The sequence below is a fragment of the Streptomyces sp. NPDC046727 genome, from assembly GCF_040645635.1.
Taxonomy (GTDB): Bacteria; Actinomycetota; Actinomycetes; order Streptomycetales; family Streptomycetaceae; genus Streptomyces.
On sequence record NZ_JBEYYR010000084.1, the window covers coordinates 1 to 4,537 of the forward strand.

General features: G+C 67.0%; 3 protein-coding genes and 1 pseudogene. 1 reads left to right on the forward strand and 3 read right to left on the reverse strand.

From position 1 onward, the window contains the following. Positions 1 to 155: 155 nt before the first annotated feature. The 3 genes from ABZ937_RS42665 to ABZ937_RS42675 form a co-directional block, all read right to left on the reverse strand. On the reverse strand, positions 156 to 1,145 hold the full coding sequence (locus ABZ937_RS42665) for a DUF3800 domain-containing protein (protein ID WP_361701058.1): 990 nt from the start codon (positions 1,143 to 1,145) through the stop codon (positions 156 to 158). Positions 1,146 to 2,101: 956 nt separating this feature from the next. Further along, on the reverse strand, positions 2,102 to 3,304 hold the full coding sequence (locus tag ABZ937_RS42670) for a hypothetical protein (RefSeq protein ID WP_361701061.1): 1,203 nt from the start codon (positions 3,302 to 3,304) through the stop codon (positions 2,102 to 2,104). Positions 3,305 to 3,743: 439 nt separating this feature from the next. Next, positions 3,744 to 3,992, reverse strand: a complete 249-nt coding sequence (locus tag ABZ937_RS42675; RefSeq protein ID WP_361701063.1) for a hypothetical protein — start codon at positions 3,990 to 3,992, stop codon at positions 3,744 to 3,746. Between the two features lie 70 nt (positions 3,993 to 4,062). On the opposite strand from ABZ937_RS42675, the pseudogene ABZ937_RS42680 reads away from it, so the two are divergent. Continuing rightward, a pseudogene (locus tag ABZ937_RS42680) lies at positions 4,063 to 4,537 on the forward strand (IS5 family transposase); the annotation flags it as partial.

The following is a 4,537-nucleotide window of genomic DNA, read 5'->3' on the forward strand; positions in this document are numbered from 1 at the left end:
CGCGGAAGGCTCAACAGCTTCTTCACGTCGGCGAGCTTCTCCTCGGCGGTGAGCAGTTGCGGGTATGACACCGGTTCCTCCTGGTGGTGTCGTCTCAAGGGCGACTCCGACTTCAGGGGAGCCTGTTCGGATCCTGCAGGCGCCCCCCGTCGCCATCATGTCTCTGAGCCCTCCACGGGAGCCGGCCATATGCCGTCGATGACCCATGGCCGGGCAACCCGCTCCAGGTCGCGGGAGAACTGGTCCCCGCCGCCACCTGCCATCCACTGCGCCCACTGGCGCGTCGCGCCCGCAGCCCAGTCCGCCACCTGAAGCTGCGGGTGGTCCTTGCTGTCCGCGAACTCGATGGCGCCCATGAAGGGGTTCATGAGCTCGCCCGGCCGTGCGGGATCGGGGAGAAAGTGCACGGTGTGCAGGCGGGTGGTGTTGCGGTCGACTACTTTCGATGCGTCGTGCACCAGGCGGAACCTGCCCAGGGTCTGACCGAACGTAGTGGCGAGGCAGTACAAGCTTGGGATCGCCGGATCCAGCTCGTCCCGATGCCCCTGGGATGCGATCTCCGTTGCGGTCTCGTCAGCGGCGGGCCGGCCGTGTTCCAGGACCTCCACGTACTCGGCGAACTGCTGGCTCTGCACAGAGGCCTTGAGGGCGGCTATGGCCGCGTACAGCTCGTCGGTGGTGGCCTTCTGCCGGACCCAGTTCACGAACGCCTGGAGCATCCGGTCGTAGGCGTCCGCATCCCCCATGACCGGGCCGGCCACGTGCAGCATGTCCGCCAAGGCGAGGGCTTCCTTCCCCTCGTACAGGTTGTAACCATCCCGGTGCGCCATGGGTTCCACGATGACATCGACCATCTTGGTCATCACCATGAATCGCTTGTGGACCAGGTACGTCCGCACGCTCCCCTCGGGCAGGCGCGAGAAGGCGCTCATCAGCGCCTCCCGCCCGCCGCTGGAACCCGCCAACGACGTGTACTTCGGCTCGCGCAGATTGCGTGGGAGCTGCCCACGGACCTCGTCGACAATGGAGGCAGCGAGGTCGTCAGGAAGGTGAACCCCGGCCAGCGTGAAGACAGGTTGGTGCGGGTCGAGGAGGTTCTGGCCCGAGTTGGCGGACTCGTCGACGTAAACGACAGGGTGCTCCACGGGTGAAAAAGACATGCACGGAGGATGCCCGCCAGCGCCGGGGCGAGCCAGCCACAGTCGGCGATGACACCCGCAGCGGTCGGGGGGCAGGGTCTGGGAACCTTCTGCATCGCCGCTCTGGGCGGGCCTGATCGGGAACCACGATGGCAGCTGTAGAGTTCGTTCTCCTTCCGAACCTCGTGTGCGGATTCCGCTGGTCAGACATGGGATTGCGGCTGTCACGGAAGCTTCGGCTCGTTGCTGGACGAGTTGCCTTGGGGGGGTGTCCCATGCCGTCGATGCGGGCGGCTCTGGAAGCGCGGCGGAAGGTTGCGGTGGTGCGGGTGGAGTCGCCAGGTCACCCATCAGTTTGGCCACAGCAGGACGGTGAACGACTCAGCCTTCCACCTGGGAGCCTTGGCCTCATGGGCCTCCCGCGAGGTAAGGACCGAGTCGAGGCGCACGACCAGGTTGAACACGTCGGAGAGCCCGTGAGGACATAGACGCGCCACCCTCCATCGGAGCCCAGCCGGATGCCCAGACAGCACGCCGTCGGGGCGAAGCAACCGATCGCGGCCTCAGTGGCTCGTGCGGCGGACCGGGCGCGGCGAAACTCTGCTCATACCAAGGCTGAGCGAGGATGCGGGAGCTCAACGTCGACCTCGATGCACTCACCGGCGGACTGCTCAGCCTGGGCGTGCACACGGCCGACTGGCATATCCCACCTCGCCAGCCCATCGTCCTCACACCGCGGCAGACATTTTCGGCTGCCGCTGGCTCTCCGCTTCTGAGGTCGGCGTTCAGGGTGAGGCGATGGGTCGAGGACAAGGTCCTTCCCTGCGAGGAGGCCGTTCAGGACGGCGGGTCGGTGCCGCAGGCCAGCCTCGACCGTCTTGCGGAGAAACCGACGAATCATCACCTCGAAAACCCGAGCTCAGTAATCTGCCCGGCCGGCAGGGCAGCGGCGTGGCCGCGGCTCAGGCGTTCCAGGTGAAGGTCAAGTGGTTGGGTGCGGGGTTGGTGCAGGTGAGGGGTGGTGGGAGTTGTGTGGCGCCGGTGTTGAGGGTGGTGGTGTCGGTGGCGGGGTCGTAGGTGAGGTAGAGGGCGCCCGGTGCGGGCGGCTGTGGGAGGCCGCCGACGATGACCTGGATGGGCTCGCCTGCCGGGGCGGTGAACGTCGTGGGTGCTGCGCCGGTGGTGAGGGTGGCGTGGGTGGTGGTGCCGCGCCGCAGGTGCAGGGTGAGGGGGTGGTCGGGGTGCTGGGTGCGGGTGAAGGTCGCTTGGACGGTGTGGCCGGTGGCCTGGCTGGGCTGAGGGGTGGCGACGGCGAGGCTGTGGTTGCGGCCGCCCGCTGCGGCGGTGATCCGCTTGCCGCTGGCGGCGGAGATGATGCCCGAGACCTGGCTCTCCTTGTCCCGGCCGGTGCCGACGAGCCCGTGGTCTTCGGTGATGGCCAGGACGTGGAGCAAGCCCGCGGTGATGGCGGCCACGCGGCGGCCGGCGAGCTGGGCCTGCAGCTTCGCGGGTGCGTCCGTGAACCCCTCGGCGCCTGCTGCGTGCAGGGTGCCGTCCCGGGTCAGTGCGAGGGTGATGATCTCTGAGTCGGCGATGGCGACCAGGCTGCCGTCCAGTTGTTTGAAGGCGCCGATCCGGTAGTGGTTGGCACCCTCATAGAGGAGGTGGCCGTCGGAAGTGATGGCGAAGCTGCCGGACCGGGCGGCGTGGATGAACGAGATGTTCTTGCCGTGGGCGGCCTTTCGGATGCCCGACACCTCGCCGTAGCCATTGGAGCCGCCGGCGAGGAGCTCGCCGGTGTCGGTGAGCGCCAGGGAGTGATCAGTGCCAGCAGCGATGGAGACAATCTTCTTGCCGCGGGCATGGTCGAGGATCTCGCTGCACTCGTACTCCCCGTTGGAGCCGCCGGCGAGGAGCTCGCCGGTGTCGGTGAGGGCGAGGGCGTGGGCGAGACGGGCCGAGACGGCGGTGATCTTCCTGCCGTCGGCGGCTTTCAGCAAGCTCGCGAACTCCTTGGCGTCCTCTCCGGCGACGAGCAGCCGACCGCTGCGGGTAAGAGCAAGGCTGAACGCCAGGCCCCCGCAGACGTCGACGATGTCTTCTCCTTTGGCGGCCTTCAGGATGCCGGAGACCTGCTGGTAGTTGTCCTTCCCAGCCGCGATCAAGGTCCCGGGTGCACGTGCTTCCGCATCGCTGCTGGATGTGGCGTCAGGTGTTTGAGTCGTCGTCATGGAGACGTTCCCGCTTTCTGTTGAGCAATCTCGACCGGCGACTGCCCCGCATCGGTCCGTGATCATCAGAATCACGCCAAAGCGGCAGGAAACGTGCACGACACTCCTGCGGCCTCGCAGGACTCATCTCCGCGTCGGGCTCTCTCCCCCTTTGCCGTCTTCGTTGACATCGTGGACCTGGAGGGCGAGGTAATACCCGAACATCGGCACCGCCAGCTCCTCAGCTGTGCTGGCGTGTGCATCAGCGATGCCGTTTCATGCCGCGAGTCGCACGGAAACAGCGAACACGTCGTCACGATGGCGGGCGGACCACTGTGTGAGCGCACCCTTTCGGCGGATGCGGCCATAGAGTGGTCCGCCCGCTGCTGGCGCTTCAGCTGAGGTGGAGGACTTCCTGGTCGAAGTGGGTGCACTTCCAGTTGCCCCACCAGTAACAGGCCTCTGCCTTGACGTAGACGGTCAGGTCGCTGCGTACACCGATGCCGATGTCGCCCTTGACGACGGCAAGGCTGGGTTCCCACTTCACGAAGTCATGGCTGGGCTTGAGCTCTGTGCCCACCCACCAGACCTGATGGCCGTTGCCGTAAGAGGGCGTGTCCCCCCAGTATCGCTCGGGGGACACGCCGCCGTCCTCTCAGGACGAACTCGGACCTAGAGCGTGTCTCTTTGGTGGGCTCATCAGTTGATCGGATGTGTCTGTCCGATTAGTGATCACTGATGCGATGTGGGACCGGATCGAGCCGCTGATGCCAGCCGATCCGGTCCGCGGACGGCGATGGGCCGACCACCGCCGCACACTCGAGGCCATCGCATGGAAGTACCGCACCAACTCTCCTTGGAGGGACCTCCCCGACGAGCTCGGCCCGTTCCAGACCGCCCACAGGCGGCTGATCAGGTGGGCCGTCGACGGCACCTGGGAGGAGATCCTCGCCGCCGTCCTCGCGGCGGCCGACGCCGACGACGAAATCGACTGGACCGTGTCGGTCGACTCCACCGTCGTCCGCGCCCACCAGCACGCCGCCGGAGCACTCAAAAGGGGGCCGAGGGCTGCAACGAGCCGGCCGACCACGCACTCGGACGCTCCCGCGGCGGACTGACCACCAAGGTCCACCTCGCCTCCGACAGTCGCTGCCGGCCGCTGGCGTTCGTCATCACGCCCGGCCAGGC